Source organism: Streptomyces sp. NPDC057445, from assembly GCF_042802855.1.
Taxonomy (GTDB): domain Bacteria; phylum Actinomycetota; class Actinomycetes; order Streptomycetales; family Streptomycetaceae; genus Streptomyces.
This window is the reverse complement of record NZ_JBHVDH010000009.1, coordinates 1-24993: the sequence shown is the minus strand read 5'-3', so window position 1 is coordinate 24993 and position 24993 is coordinate 1. Positions and strand designations below refer to the sequence as shown.

At 68.0% G+C, this 24993-nt stretch carries 20 protein-coding genes and 7 pseudogenes; 18 read left to right on the top strand and 9 right to left on the bottom strand.

Going from position 1 to position 24993, the window contains the following annotated elements:
- Positions 1 to 58: 58 nt before the first annotated feature.
- Positions 59 to 737, bottom strand: a pseudogene (locus ACFU5O_RS20340) (IS110 family transposase); the annotation flags it as partial.
- Between the two features lie 272 nt (positions 738 to 1009).
- Here ACFU5O_RS20340 and ACFU5O_RS20335 point away from each other — a divergent pair.
- Both ACFU5O_RS20335 and ACFU5O_RS20330 read left to right on the top strand, forming a co-directional pair.
- Positions 1010 to 1882, top strand: coding sequence for a universal stress protein (locus tag ACFU5O_RS20335; RefSeq protein ID WP_384242314.1), 873 nt, complete (start codon positions 1010 to 1012; stop codon positions 1880 to 1882).
- A 441-nt stretch (positions 1883 to 2323) separates the two neighbouring features.
- On the top strand, positions 2324 to 2692 hold the full coding sequence (locus tag ACFU5O_RS20330; RefSeq protein ID WP_384242311.1) for an SsgA family sporulation/cell division regulator: 369 nt from the start codon (positions 2324 to 2326) through the stop codon (positions 2690 to 2692).
- 780 nt (positions 2693 to 3472) lie between these two features.
- Here ACFU5O_RS20330 and ACFU5O_RS20325 read toward each other — a convergent pair.
- Positions 3473 to 4105, bottom strand: coding sequence for a transposase domain-containing protein (locus ACFU5O_RS20325; protein WP_384242309.1), 633 nt, complete (start codon positions 4103 to 4105; stop codon positions 3473 to 3475).
- A 512-nt stretch (positions 4106 to 4617) separates the two neighbouring features.
- Positions 4618 to 5367 carry a ZIP family metal transporter gene (locus tag ACFU5O_RS20320; protein WP_384242782.1) on the bottom strand — a complete coding sequence of 250 codons (750 nt, stop codon included), beginning with the start codon at positions 5365 to 5367 and terminating at the stop codon, positions 4618 to 4620.
- A 300-nt stretch (positions 5368 to 5667) separates the two neighbouring features.
- Here ACFU5O_RS20320 and ACFU5O_RS20315 point away from each other — a divergent pair.
- Positions 5668 to 7174 (top strand): annotated as a pseudogene (locus tag ACFU5O_RS20315) (ISL3 family transposase).
- A gap of 281 nt (positions 7175 to 7455) precedes the next feature.
- Here ACFU5O_RS20315 and ACFU5O_RS20310 read toward each other — a convergent pair.
- Positions 7456 to 7575, bottom strand: a pseudogene (locus tag ACFU5O_RS20310) (anti-anti-sigma factor); the annotation flags it as partial.
- Positions 7576 to 7828: 253 nt separating this feature from the next.
- On the opposite strand from ACFU5O_RS20310, the pseudogene ACFU5O_RS20305 reads away from it, so the two are divergent.
- Positions 7829 to 8279, top strand: a pseudogene (locus ACFU5O_RS20305) (ATP-binding protein).
- 420 nt (positions 8280 to 8699) lie between these two features.
- Here the strand turns inward: ACFU5O_RS20305 and ACFU5O_RS20300 are convergent.
- From ACFU5O_RS20300 to ACFU5O_RS20290, 3 genes are all read right to left on the bottom strand, one after another.
- Positions 8700 to 9065 (bottom strand): subtilase-type protease inhibitor, encoded by a 366-nt coding sequence (locus tag ACFU5O_RS20300; RefSeq protein WP_384242780.1) that lies wholly within the window; start codon positions 9063 to 9065, stop codon positions 8700 to 8702.
- Between the two features lie 2026 nt (positions 9066 to 11091).
- Complete coding sequence (locus ACFU5O_RS20295; RefSeq protein WP_384242777.1) at positions 11092 to 11781, bottom strand: YqjF family protein; 690 nt, start codon at positions 11779 to 11781, stop codon at positions 11092 to 11094.
- Between the two features lie 129 nt (positions 11782 to 11910).
- A complete protein-coding gene (locus tag ACFU5O_RS20290; protein WP_384242307.1) occupies positions 11911 to 12804 on the bottom strand; it encodes an IS982 family transposase in 894 nt (297 codons plus the stop codon).
- 69 nt (positions 12805 to 12873) lie between these two features.
- Between ACFU5O_RS20290 and ACFU5O_RS20285 the strand changes: the two genes are divergently transcribed.
- The 6 genes and pseudogenes from ACFU5O_RS20285 to ACFU5O_RS20260 all read left to right on the top strand — a co-directional run bounded on the left by ACFU5O_RS20285 (position 12874) and on the right by ACFU5O_RS20260 (position 16108).
- Positions 12874 to 13515: a hypothetical protein gene (locus tag ACFU5O_RS20285; RefSeq protein WP_384242305.1), complete on the top strand. Its 642-nt coding sequence runs from the start codon at positions 12874 to 12876 to the stop codon at positions 13513 to 13515.
- 1 nt (position 13516) lies between these two features.
- Positions 13517 to 13945 carry a phage holin family protein gene (locus tag ACFU5O_RS20280; RefSeq protein WP_384242303.1) on the top strand — a complete coding sequence of 143 codons (429 nt, stop codon included), beginning with the start codon at positions 13517 to 13519 and terminating at the stop codon, positions 13943 to 13945.
- Positions 13921 to 14001, top strand: a pseudogene (locus tag ACFU5O_RS20275) (DUF3618 domain-containing protein); the annotation flags it as partial. The gene ACFU5O_RS20280 and the pseudogene ACFU5O_RS20275, both read left to right, overlap by 25 nt.
- A 301-nt stretch (positions 14002 to 14302) precedes the next feature.
- Entirely contained in the window at positions 14303 to 14635 is a 333-nt protein-coding gene (locus tag ACFU5O_RS20270) for a hypothetical protein (RefSeq protein ID WP_384242812.1), read from the top strand.
- 256 nt (positions 14636 to 14891) lie between these two features.
- Positions 14892 to 15640 (top strand): annotated as a pseudogene (locus ACFU5O_RS20265) (YihY/virulence factor BrkB family protein).
- Between the two features lie 207 nt (positions 15641 to 15847).
- Positions 15848 to 16108, top strand: a complete 261-nt coding sequence (locus ACFU5O_RS20260; protein ID WP_384242301.1) for a hypothetical protein — start codon at positions 15848 to 15850, stop codon at positions 16106 to 16108.
- Between the two features lie 219 nt (positions 16109 to 16327).
- On the opposite strand, the gene ACFU5O_RS20255 is transcribed toward ACFU5O_RS20260, so the two are convergent.
- The gene (locus ACFU5O_RS20255; RefSeq protein ID WP_384242299.1) at positions 16328 to 16567 is read right to left on the bottom strand and encodes a hypothetical protein; all 240 of its coding nucleotides are present in this window, start codon (positions 16565 to 16567) and stop codon (positions 16328 to 16330) included.
- 339 nt (positions 16568 to 16906) lie between these two features.
- On the opposite strand from ACFU5O_RS20255, the gene ACFU5O_RS20250 reads away from it, so the two are divergent.
- The 8 genes and pseudogenes from ACFU5O_RS20250 (at position 16907) to ACFU5O_RS20215 (ending at position 24340) form a co-directional block, all read left to right on the top strand.
- Positions 16907 to 17131: a hypothetical protein gene (locus ACFU5O_RS20250; protein ID WP_384242296.1), complete on the top strand. Its 225-nt coding sequence runs from the start codon at positions 16907 to 16909 to the stop codon at positions 17129 to 17131.
- Between the two features lie 546 nt (positions 17132 to 17677).
- On the top strand, positions 17678 to 18997 hold the full coding sequence (locus ACFU5O_RS20245) for a hypothetical protein (protein ID WP_384242294.1): 1320 nt from the start codon (positions 17678 to 17680) through the stop codon (positions 18995 to 18997).
- Between the two features lie 701 nt (positions 18998 to 19698).
- The gene (locus ACFU5O_RS20240; RefSeq protein ID WP_384242292.1) at positions 19699 to 21012 is read left to right on the top strand and encodes a PP2C family protein-serine/threonine phosphatase; all 1314 of its coding nucleotides are present in this window, start codon (positions 19699 to 19701) and stop codon (positions 21010 to 21012) included.
- Positions 21009 to 21380, top strand: a complete 372-nt coding sequence (locus ACFU5O_RS20235) for an STAS domain-containing protein (protein ID WP_384242290.1) — start codon at positions 21009 to 21011, stop codon at positions 21378 to 21380. The genes ACFU5O_RS20240 and ACFU5O_RS20235 overlap by 4 nt, the downstream gene beginning before the upstream one ends.
- Before the next feature lie 383 nt (positions 21381 to 21763).
- Positions 21764 to 21922 (top strand): annotated as a pseudogene (locus tag ACFU5O_RS20230) (transposase family protein); the annotation flags it as partial.
- Positions 21923 to 22267: 345 nt separating this feature from the next.
- Positions 22268 to 22663: a MerR family transcriptional regulator gene (locus ACFU5O_RS20225; protein ID WP_384242775.1), complete on the top strand. Its 396-nt coding sequence runs from the start codon at positions 22268 to 22270 to the stop codon at positions 22661 to 22663.
- A gap of 106 nt (positions 22664 to 22769) precedes the next feature.
- Positions 22770 to 23693 (top strand): NADP-dependent oxidoreductase, encoded by a 924-nt coding sequence (locus ACFU5O_RS20220; RefSeq protein ID WP_257536789.1) that lies wholly within the window; start codon positions 22770 to 22772, stop codon positions 23691 to 23693.
- Between the two features lie 443 nt (positions 23694 to 24136).
- Positions 24137 to 24340 carry a cold-shock protein gene (locus ACFU5O_RS20215; RefSeq protein WP_384242288.1) on the top strand — a complete coding sequence of 68 codons (204 nt, stop codon included), beginning with the start codon at positions 24137 to 24139 and terminating at the stop codon, positions 24338 to 24340.
- 66 nt (positions 24341 to 24406) lie between these two features.
- Here the strand turns inward: ACFU5O_RS20215 and ACFU5O_RS20210 are convergent.
- Positions 24407 to 24993 (bottom strand): hypothetical protein (locus ACFU5O_RS20210; RefSeq protein WP_384242286.1); only part of this gene is annotated, 587 nt, incomplete at its 5' end.

Here is a 24993-nt window from a genome sequence, read left to right as displayed (position 1 = left end):
GCTCCGGGTCAGGACCAGACGTCCTCCGGCTCTCCGTCACCGTCGTGCACCGCCATTAGGTCAGGACCTGCGAAAGAGGGTGCGCCTCCAGCAGTTCCTCGTCCTGGCGGCGAGGAGTCTGCGCTGGTCGAGCGCGGCGGTGAGCGAGGCGGCCGAGCTGGGGACGATCAGGGCGGCAGCGTCAGTGCCGGGCACGACGAGGGTCTGTTCGTCGAGCGCGTTGAAGATGTCCTCGACGAGTCGTTGGGCCATGCGCGGTGCCTTGGGCTGCAGCATGGATATCAGCCGTCGGCTGCCGGCTTTCCGCAACTGTGCTGGTGAGCCATAGCGTTCAAGAAGGAACAGCACTGCCGGGTGATCCAGACGAGGACCCAGGACCCGCTCGAGCGAGGGATGGATTTATGTCAACAGCCCGCGCAGACGGTTCTGGGTGCGGGTGACCTCGCCAGCCAAATCGTCGTCGAAGCCGACGAGCATGTTCAGCTCGGCAACGGTTTCGACGTCTGGTGCCAGGGCCCGCAGAGTGTGCGGCATGGAGCGGGCGGCATCGGCGATGACCGCAGCGTCCCGGGCGTCGGTCTCGACTCACCGGGGTAGAAGTCGGCGATCCGCCGCATCGTCAGCCCCGGCAGATAGGCGACACGACAGCCGGCGTCGCGGGCCACGGCCAGCGGCAGAGCCCCGATCGAGGCCAGCTGGTCCACCACAACCAGCACGGTTCCGTGCCTGTCCTGCAGCTACTCAAAGACTCACGAACCGCCCTCTGAGAACTCTCGCACGGGCCGAGGAGCGCAAATGTCCGTCAAGGCTGCACAGCTCTTCCGGAGGTTACCGGCCCCCAGACGGCCCTTGTGGAGGAACGCAGATGCAGAACCACTGAAAACCTCAAGGTTGAGCGGAGCCGCTCGGGACGCCGGGAGGGAGGCCGTATCGCCTTGGAATCGCCCATGCTTGAGGGGCAGGGCCAGCTGGAGTGGCCGTGCCCGCCGAATCGTAGGAGGGACTTCTTATGACCCGAGCCATCGTCACAGGAGTGGACGGATCTCCCGAGAGCCTGGCCGCTGCGGATTGGGCAGCCCGCGAAGCCGCTCTCCGAGGGCTGCCCCTTCGCATCGTGCACGCCTGGCTCTGGCAGCCGCTGGACGTACCGATCGTCCAGGACAAGGAAGAGCAGGGGCAATCGGCCCACACCATTCTGCGGGCGGCTGAGACACATGTAGTCAGCCGGTACCCGGACGTGCCAGTCACCGCCGAGGTGGTGTCGGACACGGCGGTCTCCGCGCTGCTCTCCGAAGCCCAGCGGGCGAACATGCTGGTGCTCGGATCTCGCGGGTACGGGGCTATCGCAGGATTCCTGCTTGGTTCCTACGGTCAGCAGGTCATCGCGGCATCGTCCTGCCCCGTGGTCTCCGTCCGAGCCCGGGACGGGGGTGCGGATAAGACAGCAGGCGGAGAGATCGTCGTGGGCCAGCAAGGCGACGCCGACGACAGTGACCACGTACTCCAGTTCGCCTTCGAAGCAGCCGCCGCACGCGGCGCAACGCTGCGAGCGGTGCGGGCCTGGAGCCTGCCGCCCATCTTCGCCTACAGCCCCGGATCGATGCGCCTCGCCGACGAAGCCGGAGGGCTGGAACCGTTCGAGAAGAAAACTTTGGAGCACGCGCTGAAGCCATGGCGGGAGAAGTACCCGACCGTCACTGTGACCCCGCACGTGGAACTGGGAAGCGCGGGACAGGTACTGCTGTCGGTTGCCACCCGGGCACAGTTGCTCATCCTCGGCCGACAGGTACGCCGCTCCCCGATCGGTGGACGTATCGGATCAGCGGCTCACGCCGCTCTGCACCACGCAACCTGCCCCGTAGCAGTGGTGCCACACCCCTGAGAGCCGATGACCACTGAACGGGCCCGATGACGAACCAGGCCAGGCGGATACGGGTAGAACGTGCAACAGCCTGGGCCACGCTGCGAGAGAGCATCCATAGCTGTGACCTGTTCGCCCCGGTCTCGCTGTAGGGGCGGCAACGCCCGTCCCGTCGGCGGCGGGCGTGTGCGGCACTGTCTGCCCGGGGGCGCTTTGGGCAAGGAGTTGACCCCGGGCAGGCAATGCCTGCCCGATATGCCGACAGGACGGCGGCGTACGAATCGACGCTGCTGCGGCAAAACCGCCGAGTGGTGTAGAAGCTCCCCGGGCGGATATCCGAGTACGCACAGCGCGCTGCCGTGCCGGGCGGCCCTGCCCTGGGAAAGGTGACGCCAGACCTCTGTCCGTCCCTCTGGCCCCGTCCGCCGGCGTGAGCTCACCTGGAGGACCGAGATCCAACAGGTGCGTGGCGGCTTCTGCTTCGCCGTCGCCACAACCTTCCACCACAGCACGCGGGACCCCTTTGCCATCAAGGTCACTTTCCAGCCCCCGCACAGCCCCCCGGTCGTGTGGTACATGGACCGCGAGCTGCTGCTCAACGGCACCCGCGCCCCCGCAGGAATGGGCGACGTCCGTATCCGCCCCGTTCCCGGACCTGGATGCGCTGGCGGGCTCCAGATACGCCTGGGCATTTTCCCCTGCGTCCACTTCACACTCGACCGGGCGGCACTGACCGACTGGCTTTCCCTGACCTGCGCCCTCGTGCCACCCGGCACAGAGAGCGAGCACCTCGACTGGCAACCCTTGAACGAGTTGCTCAGGAGCGCATGACGTGCTTGCGGCAACTGGGCTCACTAACGGGCATTGCGGCGCGCGGCAACGCTGTCGCACACAGGGGATGGGCCCTGACCCAAGGCCGGGTTCGGTGGGTAGCTGTGGTTCGGGCTCGAGGATGCTGATGTCGAGACGGGTGATGGTGCGGCTGGTGTCCGGACGGCCGTCTTGCTGGCGGTCGTGGTAGCGGGAGATCTGTGATTTGACCTTGCGGGTGCTGATGCGCGGCCGCCGGGCTGGGAGGAGTCCGGCCAGGATCCGGCGGCCGATGACACCGATCGTTGTACGTGGGGTGATGCTCGTGGCCTGGACGACCCGGTCACGGGCGGTGTGCAGGGCGATGGTGAAACCGCAGCGGTCCGGTCGGTGCCCCGCCGGGACTCTGCCGCCTCGACCATCACGGTCCGCAGGGCCTGGTAGAGGCTGAGCAGGGCCCACATCTCCTGCTCGACGCCGACGGGGTCGCTCGAGCGCAGGACCCGGCCCGCATGATGGTGTGCCGCAGCGCGAAGTATGCAGACTCGTGCTCCCATCGCTGGTGGTAGAGGCCGACGAGAGTGCCGGCCGGACAGCGGCGGGCGTCGGTGAGAGTCGTCACCAGGCGGTAGGAGCCGGTGAAGGTGCTGCCGTCGTCGCAGGTCACGGCGATCTGTGCTTCCACGACCCGGACCGGGAGGGAGCCGAGGACGGACAGGTAGGAGCCGTCCGCGAGCCGGACAAGGACCGGGGTGCGGCGGTTGGCTCGGAGCCGGCCCAGGAACTGGGCACCGGTGTCGGCTACGGCGGCGAGGAAGGCGTTGGTCGAAGCCCTTGTCCCACAGGACCAGCATGTCCGGGCTCAGGTGGTGCAGCAGCCGGCGGGCGTAGGCGGTCTCCCCGCCGCTGGTGGCTCCGAATACCGCGCCGATCAGGGCCCGTGTCCCGGTCTCCACCAGAGTCATCCAGCATCGGGTAGCCGCCGCGGCTCTGCGAACCGAAGCGGTCTACGTTCCGGACACTGTCAGGCAGCTTGATCGAGCTGCAGCCGTCGAAGGAGACCGTCCGGAAGGACCCGAACCTCACGCCGGGCGTGGACGGCTGGGCCCGCGGGCCGGCGAGGACCTCGAACAACCGGTGGACGGGTCCTGAACCGACTCGTCGGCGCAGGTCGCGGAGGGCCTTCGCGGTCGGCCACGCGGTCTCCAGCCCGGCGCCCGTCAGCGCCGCGGTCAGCTTCTGCCACACCAACCGGTAGCCAACCTCCGGGAACAGGCACATCGCGAGCAGGAAGTAGACACCGACCCGCGTAGGCAGATCCCGTAACCGGCGCTGCACACACCGGGTCTCCTCCAGGACGGCGTCGACGAGGTCGAAGGAGACGACCTGGGTCAACTCACCCAGGTGACCAGGACCGAACCGCCCCGCGGCCACCGTGAGTTCTCGAGAGAACGTCGTCAGACCGGGTGGCAGGCACACTGAGATGCGGGCAACGGAACTCCTCGGCGATCAGCAGTCTTGGCGGACTATCTGATCAACGTCGATCCCGTTGCCCGCGTTGCGATCGACGCCGAAACCCCTTGCCACCAGCAAGAATCCGTTAACTACCCGGCCTTGGGTCAAGGCCCGGTCTGGTCGTCAAAAGGGCTCGGCAGACGGCGTCGGCAGGCACTCGAGCGCCCGCTCCGCCCTTCTTGCGGGCCGCTACCCACCGTGGGTGTGGGGCCGCGGTGAGGGGCAGGGCGGTCTGCAGATGCGATCGGCTGCCGACCGGGTGCCTCGTGGTGTGCCCCCGATGTGGCCCGGCCTGGTGGTGAAGGCTCGCGCAGCCGTTAGGCGCTGTCCGTTGTGTTGATTGGGCACGGGCCGGGCGTGCCGAGGAGCGAGCCTGCACGGTCATCGGAATCCGACCTTTGCGAGGACCCCTCCCGCTCCGTCCTCCGCACTTACAGGTGAGCCATGGCGAACGCCGACAGGAACCCGACTACGGTGACCAGTCCCGTCAACAGGTGAACCTTGTTGTAAGCCTCGGGGATCATCGTGTCCGCGATCATCGCCAGGATCGCCCCGCCGGCTACCGCCGTGATCATCGCCATCACGGCCGCGGACGCCCCGCTCAGCAACGTGTACCCGGCCAACGCAGCCAGACCGCTGATCACAGCGATGCTTCCCCATAGGGCGAACACATATCTGCGGCTGCGGCCGGCGCTGCGCATACCGGCGGCACTGGCGAGGCCCTCGGGAAGGTTGCTGATGAACACCGCTCCCACCGTGGCTGCCCCCAGCTGCCCGCCGCCCAGGAGACTGGTGCCGATGACCACGGATTCCGGGACCCCGTCCAGCAGCGCCCCGAGCGCAATGGCGTTGCCCGACCCCGGCGCTTCGATCTCGGACGGCTGCTGCTCTCCGGATCGTTTCCGGTGCTGAGCACCGTGCCGTGCCAACAGGGCGTTTGCCGCCGTGTACACGGCAGCCCCGCCGAACGCCTCTGTCACCACCGGCCCCATACCGGAGCGCTCGTAGGCCTCAGCGATCAGCTCGAACGACACCGCGGCCATCAGCACACCGCTGCCGAATGCCATGACCAGAGCGATCAGCCGAGGCGGAACCCGCACAAACGAGCCGACGGCCGCGCCCCCCAGCAGAGCCCCACCCGCGAACAAGCCCCAGCCGCCCGCAACCAACGCTCCAACCACAACCGCCCCTCTCCACTGACAGATACACCGCATGTACCCGCCACGCTGAAGAACATCCAATGGCCGTGGAACCACCCCTACACGGGGCTTGCCCAGCTGCCTGATGCGGCAGTGAGCTGCTCACCGGAGCCGCACAGCTTCACCGATGGCACCTGACGACCCGGCGACTTCACCGCGGGATCGTCGCTCAGGAGCGACGGGACTGGAAATCGTTCGGCCCTGTCTCACATTCGGTGGTGACGGAGAGTCGTGAGGGTCGTTGACCTTCGCGTGAAGGACATCAACGAGCTTGTGCAGATAGTGTTTTCGGGCCTGTTCCCGCTGGTCATCGAGGAGGTGGCGGACGAGGGTGAGCGGATCGTGGTGCCGGCGCGTACTCCGCAGGAGGCCGCGATCTGTCCGGTGTGCGGGGCATCCACGGGGCGGGTGCACGGCTACCACTGGCGGACCGTCGCCGACGTGCCGGTGGACGACCGCCGGGTGGTGGTCCGTGTACGGGTTCGGCGTCTGGTGTGTCCCAGACGCGGCTGCCGGCAGGCCTTCCGTGAGCAGATGCCCGGGGTGCTGGAGCGATACCAGCGCCGCACGGCCCGTCTGACCAGGCAGGTCATGGCCGTGGTCAAAGAGTTAGCGGGCCCGGGCTGGATCACGGCTGCTAGCGATATTCGCGGTGGGCCTGTTGCGTCACACGGCCCTGCGCACCCTGCTACGCATCCCGTTGCCTACCGGGCGGGTGCCCCGTGTGATCGGCGTCGACGACTTCGCCCTGCGCCGGCGGCACCGCTACGCCACCGTCGTGATCAACGCCGAGACCCATGAACGGACCGACGTACTGCCCGACCGCACCGCCGACACGCCGGAAGCATGGCTGCGCGAGCATCCGGGCATCGAGATCGTGTGCCGAGACGGCTCCGCGACCTACGCCGAGTCCATCCGCCGTGCCCTGCCCGACGCAGTCCAGGTCGCGGACCGGTGGCATCTGTGGCACAACCTGTGCGAAGACGTCCTGAGCGAGGTGAGAGCGCACAGCACCTGCTGGGCCGCCGTGCTGGACGCGCCCATCTACGAGGGGCCTCGCGCTCAGACCACCCTGGAACGCTGGCACCAGGTGCACGGCCTGCTCGAGAAGGGTGTGGGCCTGCTCGAGTGCGCCCGCCGTCTGCAGCTGGCCCTGAACACCGTCAAACGCTACGCGCGAGCCGACCGGCCCGAGCGGATGCTCCGCGTCCCCAAGTATCGCGCGAGCCTCGTCGACCCCTACCGTGAGCACCTGCGCAAACGCCGGACCGAGGACCCCGCCGTCCCCGTCCAGCACCTCTTCGAAGAGATCAAGGCCCTGGGCTTCGCCGGCTGCCTGAACCTCCTGCACAAGTACGTCAACCAGGGCCGCGCGGACGCCGACCGCAGCCACATCTCCCCGCGCGGGCTCGCCCGGATGATCCTCACCAGGCCCGACAACCGCAAGGCCGAACATCACGATCTTCTGGCACGGCTCATCGCCGCCTGCCCCGAGATGACCCAACTGGCCGCCGTTGTTGGGGGCTTCGCTAAACTCCTGACGCCTTGCGCAGGAAATGCCGACGGGCTCTCGCGCTGGATCGTCGAGGTTCGCTCAGCCGATCTGCCCCATCTGCACGCCTTCACCCGGGGCCTGTACCGGGACCGCGACGCCGTGAACGCCGCACTCACACTTCCGTACAGCAACGGCCGCACCGAAGGTGTCAACACCAAGACCAAGCGAATCGCACGCCAGATGCACGGCCGTGCAGGCTTCACCCTGCTCCGCCACCGCATCCTCCTCGGATAGCGCCACCCTCCGTTACCACCGAATGTGAGACAGGACCGTTCGTTTGACAGACCCGGAGCGACAGCAGCGTGGGCCAACGCCGTCCTTCCGGCCGTGCACGAACGCTTCAAAGGGCAGCGGCCCCCTCCGCCGGTACGCCTGTTCAGCGCGTGGTCGCTGTGGGGAAGGGTCAGTTGGTGAGGGCTTGGTGGAGGGTTTCGCGGCAGTCGATGACGGCGTCGACCGATGATGGTGAGGGTGCGCATCACGGCTTCGCCGGGTGCGGCCAGGCACAGCCAGCCGCCGGCCTCGGTGAGTGCGTGGTGGGCGGCGAGGAAGATGTTGATGCCGAGGGAGTCGATGAAGGTCAACTGCCGCAGGGACACCACGACGCAGGGATGGGACGTGTCAGGCAGATCCATGGCCTGGCGGAGCCGTCCACGGTGGTGGCCACGACCGACAACTGGCCCGCCAGTTCAGCCTTTTCGGTACCCGCCACTTCTTCCTCAGCCATGTCGGTGATACGGGCACACCAGGACCGTCGCCCGGACAGCTGCCCCGCGTACACCGAGTGGCCTCCCAGGGGCGGTGGAGCCAACAGAGGGGCAGCAAACGTCACGCCTTACCGGTGTGGGTGGGCGCGCGAGGGGTGAACGGGGGTAGTGAAGGTGAGTACTGCGATGGAGTCAGTGCCAGGGGGCGAGAACGGCACAGACCACGGTGGCTCTGGAGGGGGACGGCACGGACATCGCCCAGGCCCGCCACCTGGCAGCCGCCTTCCTCACCCGCGTCCGGGCCGACCATGGCCTGCCCGTCTCGCAGCGCGCCATGGACCTTACCCAGCTGGTGGTCAGCGAGCTGGTCACCAACGCCCGCAAGTACGCCCCCGGCCCGGCGTTGCTTGAACTGCGGATCACCGGCGACACGGTGGAAGTCGTGGTCTGGGACTCCGACCCGGTACTGCCGATCGCACGGGCCGCGGACATCGTCCGGGTGGGACAGCACGGCCTGGAGGTCGTGATGGCCGTCGCCGAAGGCTTCGAAGTGCAGCGAGCCCGTCGGCAAGCGCATCACCGCCCGCATCGCTCTGCCCGACGAGACCGACGACAGCCGACCATTGTCTTGACACGCCACGGGCGTGGGCTATCGCCGCCGTCGGCGATTCCCCTTCATCCAGATCTCACACACGCGCCGTCTGCAAGAACGAGAATCACGAGACAGGCAGCATGACCAGCCTGTTCCGTCATCCCTACCGTCATTGGACTGGCGCGCCGACTGGCTAGAGACCAGCGGCACCCGAATCCTCAAGGTGGATAGGCTGCGACTGGGCAAAGTAAGCGCCCCGGCCGAGGTATCGCGTATGCGCGATCAGGGGGCATGGACAAAGAGGGAGAGCGGGCCTCGGCTACAGCGCCCCGCACATCCGACTTTGGGGAGCAGCCCCACAAAATCGGGAGGTAGCGGGGAGTGCCCTAAACGGCGGGAGTTGAAGAAATGCTGCCACGCTGCGGCCGGGCCCGTTATCTCTAAACCGTGCAAGGGGATCTCAGAATTCGAAGACGCTTGAGCCTTCGGAATTCTTGATGCACTCGTTGGAGAAGGTGTGCTCGTAGTTCACACGCTTGCCCTGCCACACGCCCTGTGCGGTTACCGTGACGGGGTCGTACTGCCTGGTGCAGAAGCGCGGCTCTCCTCGCGTGGTCTCTGCCAGCTCGCTGAAGTCGCCCTTTACCTGCGCGAGCGCGGCACAGGCGTCCTTGGGGGCCGGATGCGTGCCAGTCGCGGTGGGGGCGCAAGTGAGAGTCACAGCGCGCTGCGGTGTCGCGGCGACGCTTTCTCCATGAGCACTGGTAAGGACCAGTGCCGAGGGGGCGTACAGCGAGGAGGGTTCGCTGTGTGCGGTGCCGGCCATTGAGCCCATCAGCGCTAAGGTGAGGGCGGCGCCGGCTGCAGTCCATCGAGCGGTCTTCCGCATTTTGCGGCCTTTCCGTGTGTTGGATCGGTTGGGTATTGCTCTCTGGTTCGCATTTCCACGTTTGCCTGGCCCATCCGCAAGCGTCACAGCAACCCCACACATTTCAGAAACGTTCAGTTCTCAATCAGTGGCCCGGATGTTATGGGGAAGATGCGGAAAGGAGCAGCCCAGCGCCGGACTCCATCCAGCGGTACCGGCTCCGGCGGCCGAATAGAGCGGCTCGCAGACGGCTGAATCCCTTCGCTCCTCCCCGGGTCGCCGGGGTGGATGCGGGCGCCCGGTCCGGGCCGCGTGTGCTGCAGTACGTGGGGCGCATGTCCCCAAGAACTGGGGATTGCTCTGGAGCCCATGGCGCGCCATGTAGGTGCCGGCCGTGCGGCGTCAGGGCACTCGTCCGCCTCCATGGGCGCCAGTACCCAGGCAGGCCAGTTCGCAAGGTTGGCTAATGGTCGGCGTCCTGGTGGGTACCCGACTTGTGTCGTCCCCAAGGAAGGAGCCCCGCATCGTGATCGTTGTCGCGTGCCTGCTGCGGTGCCGCAGCAGCAGCGAGCCAGGCGCTGGCCAGGCCGATCCCAGCGCCGGCGGGACATCGTTGTGGTAGTGGGTGCCCCTTTGCACCCGTTCGACAATCACCATCGTTGCTGGCACGGCGCAGACAGCGCCCGCTAGCGGCCAGGAGGGAGCAACGGCGGCGCTGAAGGCCACCGCGGCCGCAGTGTGCCCGGAGGGGAACCGACGAGCCGGAACGGTCGTCGACCTCACCGTGGGGGAACCATCCCTTGGGCGGCCGGGGCCGGTCGGCCAGCTGCTTGCACACGCCGTTGGCCACCAACTGCGCCAACACCATCGCCGCCAGGCCCGCCGCGGCCCTACGGCCCCGCCAGCCGCCCAGCCATGCCATGACCGCAGCGCCGCCGCACCACAGCTTGGTGCCCTCTGCGGCCTCTTCCATCGCCGACAAGGAGCGTGTGAGGCCGGGCGAGTCCCACGACGCCATCCGCTTCGTCAAACGGCGATCACCGTCACGCACTCCGGCGAGCACCCTCATGACCTGTATGTATCCCTTGGAGTTGGGCCCACACGCTATGAAGGAGGGAGAGTCGCTCGCCACGGCTCCCGAGGCCGCAGGGTGATGAGGCCCTGGCATGCGATGAGAGCCGCCGAGACCGCCATCATTGGGGTTCCCTTCCGTGCGGATGGTGCGCCGGTGCCCTTTGCTAGGAGCCCCGGACCGGCGCTCTCACCCGCTGGCAGGAGATGGTAGTGCCGTCCGCTTTCGGTCGGCGGCCGACCCCACTGCCGGTCGCTTAACCGATGACGGTCTCTCCTGCCACAGACATGGACTTGGCAATCGCCCGGGACACCACCGTTGCCGCGCTGCGCCTGGTCCTGCCGAGCGGGCAGGGGTGTGCCCCGCGAGACAGCGTGACCGGCGAGACGTCAGAAGGCGGAAGCCGCCGCGGTCGTGCTGCCGCTTCCGACTGCGCGAAGGCCATGCGCAGACGGGCGGCGATCTCGGGCACGGTGTGCTTGCGGTCGGCAGCCAAGCGCAGGTACGGCTCTGCTCCCTGGCGCAGGCCGGAGTGTGGTGGGCCCAGGGAGCGGTAATGCTGCCGTCCAGCCGATGCCTGAACGAGTCCACGCCGGCAACGTCGGGCGCGATAGTGCTCCCGGAGCCCGCGAGGCCGTCCGTTGCTGCCTGCATGCGCGCCCACCCGCGTTGCGCATCCACCTGGAAAAGTTGACCTTCTGCTCCTGCTCCGGCGCCAGCACATTGCTGTGGGCCAGGGAGAAAGCCGACTGGTTCGGTGCGGACTTCGCAGTGATTGGCCTCTACCGGCCTGCTGTGGCCAGGGGCTTCGCTGTTCCGACCGCCGAGCTCCTGGGTGCCGCCTGCGCCGAGTAGGGCATCACCGGCGGCATCGGTCTGGCCGGAAGGGCATGTCCCTGCGGACGTCCTCGCTCAGGTGGGGCGGGGTCGTGGGACACCAATGCTCACGTGGTGGACCGCCGCCGAGTAGTGAACCAGAGGCTTCCCGGTGGGGGCTGGCAGCCCGACGGCGGCCAGGAGTGTCTGTTGCAGATCATCGAGGGTGGCCGAGGACAGCGCCCAGGGTTCGTGCTTCACCGGGACTTCCCACACAATCCCCATGCGTCGTGTGTAGGCACGCCACCTGGAGGTCAGCCACACGTCGAGATCCGACGACTCGATTTCACCACCAGGGCGTACGGTCAAGCGGTACGACGGCCCGCCACCGCGCCGGGAGCCGGCGTATCTCACCGTGCTGCCGTGGCTCGTGACGGACAGGTCGGCCCAATGGTACGGGACACCGACGGCCATTCGCGCGACCAGCGTTGTCGGGTTTGCTGCTTCAATGGTCAAGAACCACAGTCCCTCACGGCCATCCGCTGCGCGTACATAGGTGCGCAGGTTGGTCTCGGGGAAAGAAGCCAGGCGTGACAAGGGCGTCGCGGGGACTCCGGCAGGCCGTACATGTGCCATAACAAAGGGCGTCAGGCTTACCCAGGCCCGCCCGTCCCGCTCGTCAACGACCAGTCCGTCAGGCAGGAGTCTTTGCACCTCGCTGGGCGGGAAGGACCAGTGGAGGAGGGTCTGGTTCAGCCACTGGACCTGGAGCAAGCGCAGGGCCATGCCGTGCGTTTTCCCGCTCCGATGTCCGATAAGGCTGTTTTGCGTGAACACGCGGGGGCCCCAAGACGCGAATCCGGACGGCCGACCTAGTGGCCGCTCGGAGCCTAGACGAGTAATCCGAATGCTTGGTCAGTGGTCGTAGGCGGTGAGTGATCGTGTGATGGATTGGCCTGTGTTGCGGTTGTGCCAGATCGCGGTGGTCAGGGCCAGGATTCGCTGGCCGACGCGGGCGAGGACTCCGGCGGGGGTTCTCGCTCCGTGACGTTCGAGGTCGAGTTGGCCCTTGAGGGTGTCGTTGACCGACTCGATGAGCTGGCGGACGGGCTTGAGCAGGTGTTCGCCGGGTCGGGGCTTGATGTTGCGGTAGGTCGGCCGTAGCAGGGTCAGGCCGTGCTCGGCTATGAAGGCGTCGAGGCCCTTGGACACGTAGCCCTTGTCGCCGACGACCGTCTGCCCGGGATGTGTGGCCAGCAGGTCCTGGTCACCTGTGAGCATGTCGGCCAGCACCTCGCGTTCGTCGACTTTGGGGTTGGCCAGTGCCCAGGCGATGGGCAGCCCGCCGGGCGTGCACATCAGGTGCAGCCGCAGGCCCCAGAAGTACCGGGAGTGCGAGGGGCAGTAGCCGTATTCGGCCCAGCCGGCCAGGTCGGAGCGTTGGACGGTGGGCCGTGAGCGTGCACACTCGACGGGCGTGGAGTCCACGATCCACACGTCGTCGTGCCACAGGTCGGTGTCCCGGGCCAGGGTGCGGATGAACCTGCTGATCAGCGTGTTCGCTGCCCGCAGACGCTTGTTGTAGCCAGACTGCTGGGGCAGGTAGGGGAAGGCGGCCGCCAGATGGGCGCGGGCGAACCGCAGCCAGCGGGTCTCGGAGACGAACCCAAGCAGGGCCTGCATCACCGCCAGCGTCAGTAACTCGGCATCGGTCAGCCTCGGCGGACGGCCCCAACGCCGTGATCCTGCCAGAGAGTCATCGATCTTCACGTACAGTGCAGTCGCGAGGGTTTCGAGGTCTGTCGTCACAAACGGACCAACGAGACCCTCGCTTCATGCACCCGAAGCCTTCGGACTTACTCGTCTAGGAGGTGGCTCATGCCGGATGCCGGTCGTGTTCAGCAGATGGGGCAGACGGCGAAGGAACAGGCCCCTGCGGTGGCCACGCAGTCCGGGCAGGCCGTCGGAGAGGTGGCCGGTACCGCTGCCGAGCGGGTCAAAGCGGTCGCCGGTGAGACGGGCGCGCAGGTAGGTAGCGCGATAGGGGAGCTGAAGCAGCGCGTGGTGGGCGAGGGTCAGGGGCAGGTGGAGCGGGTGGCCGGGACGGTGCGGCAGTGGGCCGATGATCTCGCGGGTCTGGCGGAGAAGGCCTCGGATGACTCGCCCGCCCGCAGCCTGGCCACCCAGACAGCCGATCAAGGCCGTCGCGCGGCGGACTACCTGGACAAGAACGGTCTGGACGGCCTGGTAGGTGACCTGCAGAATTTCGCGCGCCGCCGTCCGGGAGCGTTCCTGGGCGGGGCGGTGCTGGCCGGACTGGTGGTCGGCCGCCCGGCCAAGGCCGGCACCAAGGCGGCGGGGGCGCCACCGGCCCCGTATCAAGACAGTGGAAGGCAGGGCCTGGAGCGTGAAGACACCGACCCCCTCCATGAGGGCGTACCGGCTGTGACGCCGGTGCCGCAAGGCGCTGAGGTGCCACCACCGGAGTTTCCGGCTAACCCGGCTCAGCCGGGGGTGTGAGATGGCGTCGATCCACCCGCAGTCGCCCGGGGCGGAAGGCACAGGCCAGGGGGAGGGCCGCTCGGTTGGTGAGCTGCTGTCCGCGGTGACGTCGGACGTGCAGACGCTTTTCCGCCAGGAGGTGGAGCTGGCGAAGACGGAGATCCGCGAGGAGGCCACCAAGGCGGGCAAGGCCGCGGGGGTGTACGGGGGCGCCGGGTTCGGCGGATACATGGTGGCGCTGTTCCTGTTGCTGGCGGCCGTGTTCGCTCTTGCCAACGTGATGGACGCCGACTGGGCGGCGCTGATCGTCGCGGCGGTGTGGGCGTTGATCGCCGCTGTGCTGTACGTCATGGGCCGCTCCCGGATGCGGGAGGTATCGCCGAAGCCTGAGCAGACCGTCGAAACGTTGAAGGAGGACGCGCAATGGGCACGTCACCCGACCAAATGAGGACCGAGATAGACACCACCCGCGAACGCCTGTCGCAGAACGTCGATCAACTCGCCGACCGCGCCCGCCCGCGGCAGATAGTGCGCCGCCGCACCAGGCGGATGCGCGGCGCGGTGTCCGGGCTGCGGGACCGTGTCATGGGCCCCATGGCTGATTCCGCCGGGACGGCCCGGCACCGGACGCTGCAGGCTAGTGGGGCAGCGAAGGAGAGCGCCGGCGGGGCTGCGGACACAGTGCGCGAGACTGCCGGACAGGCTGCCGGTCAGGTGGGTGAACTGGCTGGGCAGGCACGCGAGACGGTGGCCAGGGCACCGCAGCAAGCGGTGCGGCAGACGCAGGGTAATCCTGGCGGCAGGGTTGATCGCCTTCGGGGCCGGGCTCCTGACCGCGTCCCTGCTGCCGGTCTCGCAGGCCGAGCAGCAGACGGCCTCCCAGATCGCCGACAGCGACGCCGTCGAGCCGGTCAAGCAGGCGGCCCTCGAGTCGGCCCAGCGCCTAAGGGAAGGCGCGACCGAGGTCGCGCAGCAGGCGGCCGAGCAGGTCGAGGACTCCGCCGCGGACGCCGCTCGCACCACCAAGGAGCAGGCGAGCGCGCAAGCGGCGCACGTGACGGAGCAGGCCCGCGACTCCGGGCAGCAGGTGGCTGACGAAGCACGCGGCCAGAGCCGCGGCCCCAGCACCGGTCCTTGACAGCAGGCTCGGCGCGGTCGTTGCGTAGAGCCGATTGAGCGCCTCCTCCCCGCTCTGCGCTGCACCACCGGGACTGCCGTGCAAACCAGTTGCTCCTTCCCCGGTCTGCGCGGCGGGCAACCGAAGAAGGAGTGTGATCATGGCCCGGAAACCAGCAGATGAGGTGCCCAGCGGGCGGGAGGATGACGCACGGCGTGCCGGGAGGCGGCTGTCGGCGAGCAAGCCCAGCCAGCTGCCCAAACGGTCCTGGTAGGCGGTGCTCAGGCGTACGGTGAGGGAGTTCAGGGACGACAACCTGCCCGACGGGGCGGCCGCCCTCACCTACTACGGGGTGCTGGCGATCTTTCCCGCCCTGCTCGCCCTGATGGCGGTCCTCGCTCTGTTGGGCAGCGCGAGGATCAAGCCCCTGATCGACAACCTGGGCAGTCTGGCCCCGGGCACTGCACGTGAGCTGATCACCAGCATGCTGGGACAGCTGGAAAGGAGCCAAGGCAAGGCGGGGCTGACTTTCATCGTCGGCCTGGTGGTCGCGCTGTGGTCGGCCTCGGGCTATATCGCGGCGTCATGCGGGCCTCCAACGCCGTCTACGACATCGGCGAAGGCCGGCCAGTGTGGAAGACGCTGCCCACCCGGCTCCTCATCACCCTCGGGGTGGTCGTGCTGCTGGCGCTGATCGCGATCGGTGTGGTCTTCACCGGCACCCTCGCCCAGAAGACCGGACAGATCCTCGGCATCGGCAGCACGGCTGTCATGGTGTGGAACATCGCCAAATGGCCCGTGCTGATCATCCTGTTCAGCCTGATCGTCGCGCTGCTGTACTGGGCCGCGCCCAACGTCCGACGCCACTTCCGCTGGGTCAGCCCCGGCAGCATCCGCGCCGTGCTCATCTGGCTTGTCGCCTCGGCCGCCTTCGCCCTGTTCTTGGCGACGTTCTCCAGCTACGACAAGACCTACGGCAGCCTGGCTGCGGTCATCGTCTCCGGCTTCAAAGTCCATCTCACCTAGGCCTGCACACCGGGTACCCTCACTCTGGTCACCCACGTGTTCACCACCGACTCCACCATCCCCGACATCAAAGCGACCGAGAGTGTTCACGACGGTCTTGCGGCGTAGGATCTGCTGCCCGACGAGCACATCGTCGACAACGGCTATATCGACGGCTCCCGCATCGTCACCGCCCGTCATCGCCAGGGCATCACCCTGACCGGGCCGGTGACCAGCAACACCACCGCCCAGGCCACCGGCGGGTACGCCCAGGACGCCTTCATCGTGGCCTGGGACAACAAGACCGTGACCTGCCCGAACGGCGCCACCACCGACCGATGGGGCGACCCCCTCTCCCACCGCGGGACCTCGGTTGTCCGGGTAGTTCCTCCCGGCCGGCTGCCGCCCCTGCTCTGCTCGTTCCAGCTGCATCAGCTCGTCCGCCGCCAGCTACAGACAGATCACCCTGCGACGCCGACCAGAGCCTGAGGCCATCCAGCAGGCCCGCACCGCCCAGGACACCGACGACGCTTGGAACCTCCAACCGGCCCCGATCCCGGACCCGGACATCCCACCTGGCAGCACTCGTCCCGGCGGCTTCCCGCCGGGACGAGTGATCAGTGCCTCGCATTCGCCAACAGCATCGTGACGAAGCATGGGGGCACGAAACCCCAGCAAGCCCGGGCCGGGAAAGAACGCCCGGGAGTGTCAGCCGAACAGGTCGCGGACCCGGATCGTGCGCACCCGGCGGGCGCGACGCGCAGGCAGCCGCCCGCCCAAAGGGGCGACCGAGCTCTCCCCGGGTGGTTTCCAGTCGTCGCGGACCGCGTCCCAGAAGTCCAGCCACGCGTCCGTCTCGGTCGGCCCGCGCCCGACCACCTCCGTGCCCGGGCAGGAGACGACGTAGCCGTTCGGGGTCACCTCGACCGACACCGCACGCTGCTCCACGGGGCACCACCACCCATCCCTTGCGAGGCAGACCGGATGAGGCAGGAACGTGAGCCAGCTTTTCGGCTCGCCTCCCGGCCACAAGGGGCGGGAGGCGACAGGCGACCTTCAGTGTGCGCCCCCACTCGCCCATACCGCACCCCGGGGTCCTGAGCACGGCCCCCCGGATCAGCACACCCGTGAGCGAGACGCGTTCGGCCGCCCACGGCTGGTGCTCGAGACGATGGAGATCATCCTGAAGGACGGGAGAATGCGGACGCTGCGGCTCAGCCCCCGCGATCCGGACGAGTGCTTCTTCCGCGACGCCCCGCCCACTCTCACCTATCCCGGCCGGGAGTAATGATGAACCTCAAGGACACCGTCTACGGCCGCGCCCTGGGCAACCCGGACATGATCGCGGAGGTGTTCACCGCCGGTGACTGGTCCGTCTGCGACAACTGCTGCGGCTTCATCGACACCGGCCGGTGGCGCCGGCTCGCCGCTCATGCGGGGCTTCGCCGCCTCCCGCCTGAATGGGCCGCGATCCGCGCCGCCCTCACCGGACCGGCCCGCCCCCTGCCATAGCTCGAAGACATCACGCTCCATCACCAGCTCACGGAGCGGGGAAGTCGCCCTGACCGGTGGGTCCATGGAGCTGACCGGTTCGGCTGCGGTCGCGGCGCCCATGGCACCCTGCGCCTGAAGTCGGCCTTGGGGCGGGTGGCGGGGCACGGAACACCACGGTCCCGAGCCAGCTCAGGTCGCTGCTGCTGACGGCGCTGTTCGCTATGGGTTGCGGTAGCGGTCGTGGAGGATCCTGACCGTATCGGTCCACACGCTGTCGGCCTGCAGGGGCAGATGTGACCGGCGTGGTCGGCCAGCCGCCGGTAGATCGGGTGCATGGTTCCTGCCTCGGTGATGATGAGGGCGGTGAGCAGAGCCGGGCGCTGAGGTTTCGGGCTGCGAGGTCGAGCGGTCGGCTTGACCCGTCCAAGCACCTGTACCCGATCGGATTCTGTGAGCTCGCCGACGCCCTTGACCTGGGCACACAGCTGCCGTGAACGGATGCCCCCGACCGACCGCGTCAGGCGAGCCGCGTCGTGGCCACATGCCCAGGCTTAGGGTTTATACGTGGCGATTTTCGCTCGGGAAGAGCGGCGGCACGACCTGGCGGACGTCGTGTACGTGCCGACGGCGCAGGACCCCGACCGTCTCGGCGCGGCGCTTCATGCCGAGGGCACGCTGATCGCGCTGGAGGTGCGATACGGCCTGTCCGATCCGGAGTGGGCGCCCTGGCTCGTTGCAGCACGCCCCTTTCCACTCGGCCCCGGTCTGACGCGACAGCTCGAAGAACTCGGCTCCGCCGTCGTCGCGCTCTGCGACACCGCTCAGGACCTGTACGCGGACGGTGATCCGCATGTCCGAGCGGCTCTGGACATCGGAGTGCCCGAAGATCTCCGCGGTCGCGACCTGCACCGTCGCATCGAGCTGTTCCGCCTCGATGTCGTGGTGAGCCAGGGAACTCCGCTGGTCACCGAGCTCGAGGAGGCGTTCGGCAACGCCGGGAAGATGCACGCCTTCGAGCAGGCGTACGGCGTGGGAGCCGACGACGTCTTCCGGACCTTCGACCGCCTCGGCATCGAGCGCATCTGGATGGACGACCAGTACCGCATGTACCGGTCGGAGAACGAGCTCGCCGCCCGCCGCATGAGGGAGCAGTTCGCCCTCCCGATGGAGGTGGGATTCTTCTCTTCGTTTCGTGATGACGGGCGCAGGGGCTGGCGGTTCTGCTACGTCAAGGAGCTGCGGCAGTACGACAAGCGTCTGCGCCGGGAGATCCTCGCGGCGTCAGAACGACTGATCAATCCGCTCTTCCACGGTTTCGGCACGAAGGCGCTGCTCGCACTCGTCTGGGACCCGGCCCTGGAGTCCCGCATCGTCCAGCGGCTCGGTGCACATCTGCTGGCCGTGCTCCGCGCGACTGTGCCGCGTTCGCAGGTACTTCCGGCTCGTGCCGACACGACGCTCGTGGAGCAGCTCAAGGCCTGCGGCCGACAGAAGGTACTGAAAGTGATCGACTCCGACGACTCCGTCTACACCTGGGGAAGCCGCGGGGTGTTCTTCGGTGATCACTCGGTGAGTCGCTGGCGTGACGCGCTGGACGCTGCCGCGGCAGGCCGGATCCCCGGCCACCCCGAGGCGTCCGCACGTTTCGTGATCAGCGATCTCGTGGACAGCGATCGCTACGACGTCGAGTTCCTCCACCCCCAGAGCAGGCAGTTGTGCCTGATGCCAAGGGCGCGGATCCGCCTGACCCCGATCTACGCCCGCGAAGGCCGCAGCAGCAGATTCCTTGGCGGACACGCCACGTTCGTCAACACCAGCCGCAAGGTGCACCTGGGCCGGCACGCCGTCTGCACCCCCTTCGTACGGTCCCCGGACCCCGCCTGACTACGTCATAGGGGCCTCGCCAGGGCGAATACAGGCGGGTGGGCTGCCCGAAGACGCATAGTCGGCCGGTAGGGCAAGGTGATGCAGCGCCTCCTGCAGCACCTCATCGACGTCGTCCCTTGCTCCCGGAGCATGGTCCGTGCGCAGCAGCCGATCACCACACGCCGCAGCGTCAAGTTTCGGTGACGTGGGGAATCGAGGAGCTGGTCCCCGGAGCCGTCACGCATCCGGAGGCCAGCACTTGCGCACTACCCGGGCAGCTCTCGATGAACCTCCACATGCCCACGGCTTGCGTAGCCCATCTTTTCGATGGACCCGCCGCATGCGTATGGACCCGCTGGACCGTGACGGTGCTGATGGCCGAGGGCAAGACACACCGGGAGATCATCCGCTGTCTCAAGCGGTACGTCGCCGAGAGATCTATAACCTCATCCTCTCCGCGAGGAGTCCGGCTGACCGACCAGACCTCGTTCAGGCAGCTGATTGACATCCATAGGGGCATCTGTGCCATTTGTTCGAGCTTGACAAGCACAAGCTCGTCGTCGGCGGCCTCGGGCGCGGGCCATCGAGCGCCTGGTCGGCGGTAGGCGCCGCGCCTGGCCCGACGGCAGGCCGTGGGCTCGGTTGGCGCTTGCGGTGCTCCTGTGCTGCGGTTGCGGTTGGGCGCCCGATGCGAAAGGTATGGAGCACTTCCCAGAGGAATGGAGGAGACTGTGGATGTGGGCCGTGAGGCAGGCGGGCGGGCGATGCTCGCCGGTCTGCTGGACGCCAGCCACCTGATGCCCCTTGAGGCGCTGCCGCAGAAAGCGAACGAATACGCCCGCGCCGCGGGCTTCACCGACGTGCTCATCTATGTCGCGGATCTCGACCGACAGGTCCTGCAGTTGCTGACCGGTCCGGACGGGACCCCGCCGGCTACCGCAAGTAACATCCGGATCGAGGGCACCACTCCCGGGCGGGCCTATCAGTACGGCCAGCTCACCTCCTCGTCCCTGAAGGAGGCGGCAGGCATCGACTGGTGGCTGCCTGTGGTGGACGGAACCGAGCGCGTAGGAGTGCTGCGCGTACGCTCCGTGTACGACGATGACCGCGCCCGTGAGGACGCGGACCGCCTCGCCGCGCTGCTGGCGCTCCTGATCGTCGCCAAACGACCCTCCAGCGACACCCTCGCCCGCCTCACGCGGACCGAGCCGCTGAACATCGGGGCCGAGATGGCGTGGAACCTGATGCCGCCGAGCACCTATGCCGACGGGCGCATCGTGATCTCGGCGTCGCTGGAGCCGGCCTATAGGATCAGCGGCGACGTGTACGAGTACGCCCTCGACGGCCCGCTGGTGCATCTAACGATCTTCGACGCCATGGGCCACGACAACGCAGCCGGCCTGTGCGGAGCCCTGGCGCTCGGGGCCTGCCGCAACGCCCGCCGCCAGGACGCCGGCCTCATCGCCGAGGGCGAGGCCGTGGAAGCCGCCCTGATCGAGCAGTACGACCACCGGCGCTCCGTCACCGGCATCCTCGCCACCCTCGACACCCGCACCGGTGTACTGAGCTGGGTCAACCGCGGCCATCACCCGCCGGTCATCATCCGCGCCAACCGCTGGAGCAGCCACCTCAAGTGCCCCCCGGCCCACCCCATGGGCACCGACCTGGGCCTGCCCAGCACAATCTGCCGCGAACATCTGCAGCCAGGCGACCGCATCGTGCTCTACACCGACGGCATCACCGAAGCACGGGGTCCCGACGACACCGAGTTCGGTATCGAACGCTTCACCGACTTCCTCATCCGCCACCACGCCGACGGCCTGCCCGTACCCGAAACCCTGCGCCGCCTCATCCACGCCGTCCTCGACTACCACGACGGAAACCTCCAGGACGACGCCACCGTACTGATGTGCGAATGGCTCGGCCCCGCTGTGGAGGCGACCGAACCGGCGGCGGCCCTGACGGGACTGCCCTTCAGCGATCCGCTGCCCTTCACACGCAGCACCGATCAGGACGGGAGCAGCCAGCTATGAACACCCTCCTCCATGTCGAGGTGGCCGACACCCGCGGGCAGACGAGGGCCCTCACGGTGGCCGGGGACCTGGACTTGGACACTGCCTGGGTCCTGGAGCGCACCGTGGACGAGGTCCTCAACGACCACCGCACCGTGCTTCTGGATCTGACCGCAGTCACGTTCTGCGACTCCTCCGGCCTCAACACCCTCATTCGCCTGCGCCGCCGTGCTCAGGACGTCGGCGGCCAGCTCGTTCTGGTCGCACCGCCCCCGCAGATGATGCGCCTGCTCACCATCACCGGTGCTGGGAATGTTTTCCCCATCCACGGCAGTCTGACCGAAGCCTGGCAGGCACACCCTGCTTCTGGCACTCCGCCCACGGCCTGACCGGCCTTCATCACGAACCGATCCGCCAACCCGGTCCAGGCGCGGCCTTCACCGCCTTGGTCGGTCAGTTGGTTATGCGCGTGACTGCGGGAGCCGTTTCGACGTGACTGTGGGAGTCACCACCGGGCCGCCGCAGACATAGCGGGCGCCGTACCGAGTTTGCGATGTCAGTTTGTTTTGGCTCTGGTCCACTTCTTGTGGTCGCGTACGCAGCGTGACTGTCGATCTTCTCGTGATGGTGGCTGAGATAGCCCGAAAATCGCCCGGCCGGTGTGCAGTGTGGCCGACAGTGCTGCCTCGTGAACGAAGTACGGCCGCAACTCGAAGAGTTGCTGTTCTCCTTGCTGGAGAACGTGTTGGTGGAGTCGGTCGAGGTGACCGACATGGTCGTCCGGGTCGAGGCCCTGAGCACTGCCCGGCAGGCGACCTGTCCGGGCTGCGAGTGCCCCTCCGGGCGAATACACGGCTCCTATCTGCGGTTTCCCCATGACCTGCCATCTGCGGGCAAGTCCGTCGTGGTGGCATTGAGGGTGCGCCGGTTCGTCTGCGCGGAAGCCTCCTGTCCGCGCAAGACTTTTGCCGAGCAGGTGCCGGGACTCACCCGCCGGTTCGGCCGGCGGACGGAACGGCTGCGATCGACGCTCATCTCGGTCGGCCTCGCGCTCGCGGGCCGGGCCGGGGCTCGCATGACGGACATCTTCTGGGACGCGCCTCTTCAGCTGCTCTTACTTCTCACCGACAATCACGCGCTCTCTGGACGACGGGTGATGCCGGAACCCACCGACAAGTGCTCTCGCTTGAGACCTATGCAGCCATGGGGGTGTCCGCGAGCGTCCATGACTCAACGGCGGTCTGAACCTGGAGCACGCGGGCGTAGGCTCTCCGGGATGCGGATAGGCGAGTTGTCCAAGCGCACGGGCGTGAGTCCGCGCTCACTGCGGTACTACGAAGAGCAGGGCCTGCTGACCAGCGCACGCTCCGACGCGGGGCAGCGTCACTATTCCGATGCTGCGGTCCAGCGCGTGTCACTCATCCGACAGCTGTTCGACGCGGGTATGTCCAGCAGGGTGATCGCGACTGTGCTGCCGTGTGTGGACGTCCCGGGTGACCTGGGCGTCGCCGAGGAGACGTTCACGGCGATGATGCGCGAGCGCGACCGGATCGACGCCGACATTGCGCATCTGATCGAGACCCGGGATGCACTCGACGTCCTGATCAGGGCCAACAGCCGACACCGGGCGGAGCTGTCCACGGCCCCGGAACCGGTGCCGCAGTCGGCCTGATGCTGTGATCTGCATCTCAGCCGGTTGCCCCTCACATCAATGTCAGAGGTGAGGATGGCGACAAGGCCCGGAATCACCGGGTCGGTCATACGAGAGGCGGCGGAAGATGGGGCAGGCGTGGGGTTTCGGCAGGTATGGCGGGCCCGAGGTGCAGGAGTTCTTCGATCGTCCCGACCCCGTCCCCGGTCGCGGCGAGGTGCTGATCCAGGTCGACGTCGCCGGCGTGAATCCCCTCGACCACCTTCTGCGCTCGGGTCTGGTCGACGGGCTCGACGGCGGGCGTCCGTTTCCCCGCGTGCTGGGCATGGAGGCAGCCGGAACCGTTCTCGCCCGGGGCGAGGACGTCAACGGGCTCGAGGTGGGTGACGCGGTCTTCGGCTTCGCACTCACCGGTGGCGGCACCTACGCCGAGACGACGGTGCTGTCCGCGCCGAACACCGCGCGCATCCCGGAGGGTCTGTCCGCGACCGTGGCGGCAACGCTGCCAGTAGCCGGGACGACCGCGGTGGACGTGCTCGACCAGCTCAGCCTCCCGGCCGGTGCCACGGTCCTGGTCAACGGAGTCGGGGGCGGGGTCGGCCTCGCCGTCGCCCGGCTGGCTATCGGGCGCGAGCTGCGCGTGATCGGCACCGGGAGCACCGCCAAACGCGAGCACGCCGAGGCCATCGGGGTGCGGTTCATCGACTACACCGCCGAGGACGTCGCCGCCGCGGCACGCGAGCTGGTTCCGGACGGCTTCGACGGGATCGTCGACCTGGCCGGAGGCACCTCGCTGCGGACGGTCGCTCCGCTGGCCCAGGATCCCCGCAACGTCATCGCTGTGGGTGATATGTCTGTGCCCGATCTCGGTGGGCGTTTCGTCGAGCGTCGCGTCGACCGCGAGAACCTGGAGCGGTCGGCCCGGCTGGCCCTCGACGGACTCCTCGCACCCGTAATCACCGCGGTCCATCCGCTCTCCGACGCCCCGGCCGCCCTCGCCACCGTCGAGAACGGTCACACCTCGGGCAAGGTTGTCATCAAGGTGGCATGAGAAGTGCCCGGCCGTCTGACGCTGTCGACCGTCCATTGCGGACTGACGAGAACCCGTGGTCAGCGCATCATCAACTGAGCACGTTCACCTGTACGGGGTTGAGCAACGTTCAGGCGTACGCCGACAGCTGTCTCCTCGCAGACACAGGCGCAGCAGGAACGCTGCAGCACCACCACCGCCAGCATGAAGGCTCACGCCGCTGACGGGTCGCTCCTGCCCGGCCCGGGCTGTGTCGACACCTGGCCGGGCTGCGGCGGATTTCACGCTGCCGGGGGCGGGGTCGGTGTAGCGTCACCGTCAGCTGTCGTGGTTCCGAAGTCCCTTCCGCCCGTGAGCACATACACACGGGCGGTTTTGCTGTTCAGTGCCGCTGAGGACCCGGCGATCACCTCCGGGCCCCGCACGGTGCGGGGACCGTATCTCGAGTCCCTTGGAGGACGTACATGCCCAGCGGAACCGTGAAGTGGTTCAACTCCGAGAAGGGCTTCGGCTTCATCGAGCAGGACGGCGGAGGCCCGGACGTCTTCGCCCATTACTCCAACATCGCCGCCCAGGGCTTCCGTGAGCTGCAGGAGGGCCAGAAGGTGACCTTCGACGTCACCCAGGGCCCCAAGGGCCCGCAGGCGGAGAACATCAGGCCTGCGTAACTCCGTGGTACCCGTGCCCGTCCCCGCGCATGGGGACGGGCAGGACCCACGCCCGCAACAGCCCGGCTACACCCCGGCCGCAACCTTGCTGTCCTCGGCCGTCTCGGCCGCCGCGCTCTCGCCGGTAGCGCTGGGCGCCGCGGCTGCAGCGGTGTCGTTGTCGGGCGCCGTGTAGTAGACCGTGCTGCCCTGCTTCGAGCGCTCTGCCAGGCTCTTGGCGACGAGCGTCTCCAGCGCGTTGCGCACCACCTGCACACTGGTGACCACTCGCTCCGGGTGCGCCTGCGTGAGGTCCTTGACCACCTCGCCGACCGTACGCGGCTCGCCGGTGAGCAGGCCCTGCACCAGCTCCCGCAGCGGCGGCCCGCTCTTCGACTCCGCCGTCTTCCTGGCCGGCTTCGCCTTCTCCTTGGGTTTGGCCTGCGCGGCCTTCCTCTGCCCGCGGGTGGTGCCGCCCGTCTTCTTCGCCCCCCGCGGCTGCGGAACGGCCTGTGCGGCAGCCGCCTCACCCGTGATGGCGGCCGCCGTGCCACCCGGCGAGCCGGCCTGCGCCTCGACGGTGGGTGCTCCGGCCTCGGTGGCACCTGCTGGGGGCAGTGCACCCTGGTGCATGCTCAACAGCCAGGCCTCATCCGCCTTGAGTTGCTTCAGTC

Coding starts and splice junctions, on each gene's coding strand:
- ACFU5O_RS20285 (WP_384242305.1), top strand. CDS start 12,874: ATGCCGGATGCCGGTCGTGTTCAGCAGATGGGGCAGACGGCGAAGGAA.
- ACFU5O_RS20225 (WP_384242775.1), top strand. CDS start 22,268: ATGCGGATAGGCGAGTTGTCCAAGCGCACGGGCGTGAGTCCGCGCTCA.
- ACFU5O_RS20235 (WP_384242290.1), top strand. CDS start 21,009: ATGAACACCCTCCTCCATGTCGAGGTGGCCGACACCCGCGGGCAGACG.
- ACFU5O_RS20215 (WP_384242288.1), top strand. CDS start 24,137: ATGCCCAGCGGAACCGTGAAGTGGTTCAACTCCGAGAAGGGCTTCGGC.
- ACFU5O_RS20220 (WP_257536789.1), top strand. CDS start 22,770: ATGGGGCAGGCGTGGGGTTTCGGCAGGTATGGCGGGCCCGAGGTGCAG.
- ACFU5O_RS20300 (WP_384242780.1), bottom strand. CDS start 9,065: ATGGCCGGCACCGCACACAGCGAACCCTCCTCGCTGTACGCCCCCTCG.
- ACFU5O_RS20250 (WP_384242296.1), top strand. CDS start 16,907: ATGATGAACCTCAAGGACACCGTCTACGGCCGCGCCCTGGGCAACCCG.
- ACFU5O_RS20295 (WP_384242777.1), bottom strand. CDS start 11,781: ATGGCCCTGCGCTTGCTCCAGGTCCAGTGGCTGAACCAGACCCTCCTC.
- ACFU5O_RS20335 (WP_384242314.1), top strand. CDS start 1,010: ATGACCCGAGCCATCGTCACAGGAGTGGACGGATCTCCCGAGAGCCTG.
- ACFU5O_RS20240 (WP_384242292.1), top strand. CDS start 19,699: ATGGAGGAGACTGTGGATGTGGGCCGTGAGGCAGGCGGGCGGGCGATG.
- ACFU5O_RS20280 (WP_384242303.1), top strand. CDS start 13,517: ATGGCGTCGATCCACCCGCAGTCGCCCGGGGCGGAAGGCACAGGCCAG.